This is a genomic window from uncultured Mailhella sp., from assembly GCF_944324575.1.
Taxonomy (GTDB): domain Bacteria; phylum Desulfobacterota; class Desulfovibrionia; order Desulfovibrionales; family Desulfovibrionaceae; genus Mailhella.
Genome location: NZ_CALUWV010000161.1, coordinates 1 through 2784, shown reverse-complemented (window position 1 = coordinate 2784; position 2784 = coordinate 1). Strand labels below are relative to the sequence as shown.

Annotated in this window: 2 protein-coding genes; one reads left to right on the top strand and one right to left on the bottom strand. The window is 61.3% G+C overall.

The annotated features are described in order from the left end of the window. The coding region (locus Q0J81_RS10980) for a YebC/PmpR family DNA-binding transcriptional regulator (protein WP_294447883.1) at positions 1-666 on the top strand (666 nt) is incomplete at its 5' end. A gap of 475 nt (positions 667-1141) precedes the next feature. Here Q0J81_RS10980 and Q0J81_RS10975 read toward each other — a convergent pair. Next, positions 1142-2452 carry a sodium:proton antiporter gene (locus tag Q0J81_RS10975; RefSeq protein ID WP_294447882.1) on the bottom strand — a complete coding sequence of 437 codons (1311 nt, stop codon included), beginning with the start codon at positions 2450-2452 and terminating at the stop codon, positions 1142-1144. Positions 2453-2784 lie beyond the last annotated feature (332 nt).

Sequence of the window (2784 nt, the reverse complement as noted above, 5' to 3'; positions counted from 1 at the left end):
AAGGCCGCCAAGGAAATCATCATCGCCGCCAAGAGCGGTGGGGACCCTGCCGGCAATGCCCGTCTGCGTTCCGCCATCGCTGCCGCCAAGGCCGTGAACCTGCCCAAGGACAAGATTGAGGCCGCCATCCGCAAGGGCACCGGTCAGGATGCCGGCGGCGACATCACCGAAATCACCTACGAAGGCTACGGCACCGGCGGCGTTGCCATCATCGTGGAAACCGCCACCGACAACAAGAACCGTACCGTGGCCGAAGTGCGTCACGTGTTCACCAAGTACGGCGGAACCATGGGCGAAAGCGGCTCCGTGGCCTTCCAGTTCGACCGCATGGGCGTCATCACCCTGGACAAGGAAAAGTACGCCGACGAGGAAACCGTCATGAACATGGCGCTTGAAGCCGGCGCCGATGACGTTCAGGACAACGACGATACCTGGGAAGTGCGCACCTCCATGGCCGACTTCAACACCGTTCGCGAAACCCTGGAAGGTCAGGGCGTGGAAATGCTGGAAGCCCAGCTTGCCATGGTGCCCCGCATTCTGGTTCCCATCGACGCCGACACCGCACAGAAGCTCATGCGCATCACCGACGCGCTGGAAGAACTCGACGACGTGCAGAACGTCTACACCAACGCCGACTTCCCCGAAGATTTCGATCCCGAAGCGTAAGCTGAGCATCGACATTTCATGGGCATGAAGCCCGAAGCCCCCTTTTCCTCAAGGAAAAGGGGGCTTCTTTATGCGCTGCTTTCGGCGTCCTTTGCATGAAAGACCTTGCGGGCGCTCGTCGTGCCGCGGCGGACGACGGCGGGGGCGACCATGCCCCTGCTCCGGTCAGGAAGAGGGCGGCGGCTGATGAGGGGCGTTTTCTCGCCTGAGGCTTGCCCGTGCTCCTTTGCGGGGGGTCGAGCGCTCCGGTCCGGGCGTGCGGAAATTGCCGACGCTGGGAAGAACTGCATGGGGACAGAGAGCGCGTGTTTTTCCGGTTCGTTCCGGCGCCGGGCAGGCGTCGTTTTTTGCGGGGAGAGGCGGTCCGCGTGTCGTGCTGAAGCATGGCGCCGTGACGGGACGCGGCAAAGAGAACAGCAAAAAAGGGCCGCGCCCGGAAAAGGCGCGGCCCTCATGACTGGCGTTCAGCCGGCTCTTACATGAAGAACAGGAAGGTGATCAGGGCGAAGAGCGGGCAGAGAATGCCGACGGACCAGGCCATGTAGCCGAAGAAGCTGGGCATCTTGACGCCCTGTTCTTCGGAGATGGCCTTCACCATGAAGTTCGGCGCGTTGCCGATGTAGGTGTTGGCGCCCATGAACACGGCACCGGCGGAAATGGCGGCCAGCACTTCGCCGTCGGCCATGAGCTGCGCGGCGTTGCCGCCAGCGGTGTTGAAGAACACGAGGTAGGTCGGGGCGTTGTCCAGGAAGGAGGACAGAAGACCGGTCATCCAGAAGAACATGGAGGTCACGTGATGGCCTTCGGCATCGGTGGTCAGGTTGACCACGGCGGCGAGAGCGCCGTCGGAGCCGGCCTTGAGGATGGCGATGGCGGGAATCATGCTGAGGAAGATGCCGATGAACAGCTTGGCCACTTCTTCAATGGGAGCCCAGGTGAAGTTGTTGCGGGTGCGGCAGCCCATGTCGGTGGCCTTCCAGGAAGCCACGGCGATCACGATGTACATGAGGTCGCGCACGACGTTCTGCAGTTCCATGGGAACGCCGAAGATGTGGAAGGTGGGACCGGTCCACTGACCGGAGATGAGGGTGTTGGCCACGATGCAGGCGAGGAACACGAAGTTGATGCAGCCTTCAAAGCCGAGCTTTTCCTTGGAACCGGCGGCGTCGGCGGGAACGGGGCTTCCTTCCTTCTTGAAGAGCACGGTGTCGATGACGAAGTAGAGGGCGAGCAGGATGACGGAGATGAGCAGGGTCTTCATGAACAGATGCACGGTGGTCCAGAAGAAGCTCACGCCCTTGAGGAAGCCGAGGAACAGCGGCGGATCACCCAGGGGGGTGAGGGAGCCGCCGATGTTGGCCACGAGGAAGATGAAGAACACGACCTGATGCACGCGGTACTTGCGGTGGGCGTTGGCGCGCAGCAGCGGACGGATGAGGAGCATGGCGGCGCCGGTGGTGCCCATCCAGCTGGCCAGGATGGTGCCCACGGCCAGGATGGCGGTATTCACGAGGGGAGTGCCCACGAGCGTGCCTTTGAGGCGGATGCCGCCGGCCACGGTGAACAGGGCGCGCAGCAGCAGGATGAAGGGCACATACTCAAGCAGCACGCTTTCGGCGGCCAGGAAGAAGGCGTTGCCGAAGCCGAAGGTGAGGGCGCAGGGGATGAGGAAGGCAAGTCCCCAGAACCCGGCCACCTTGCCGAAGTGGTGTTCCCAGAAATGGGGCACGGCCAGCGGGCAGATGGCGATGGAAAGCAGCATGCACACAAAGGGCACGACCCACATGATGGAAAGATCCTTGGGCAGATGGAAATGTTGTCCTTAAGCGAAGAAGAGGCTGGGCACGAGCAGCATCGCCAGAAGGAGAAGGGAGGAGAATTTGAAACGGTGCATCCACGGACTCCTTTCAGGAAAAAATAGAATTAGGTTTTGTTTTATCCAAAAAAAAGCGTTCCATCAAGAACTTTAGGCGCAGCATGGCGGCTGAAGCTTGACGTGGCGCGGTTTTTGAGGGCATTGCAGAAGAAAAAATGCAACAAGGAGCGCCTTATGCAGCAGATGCCCAATGTTCTCACCATCGCCGGTTCCGATTCCGGGGGCGGCGCCGGCATACAGGC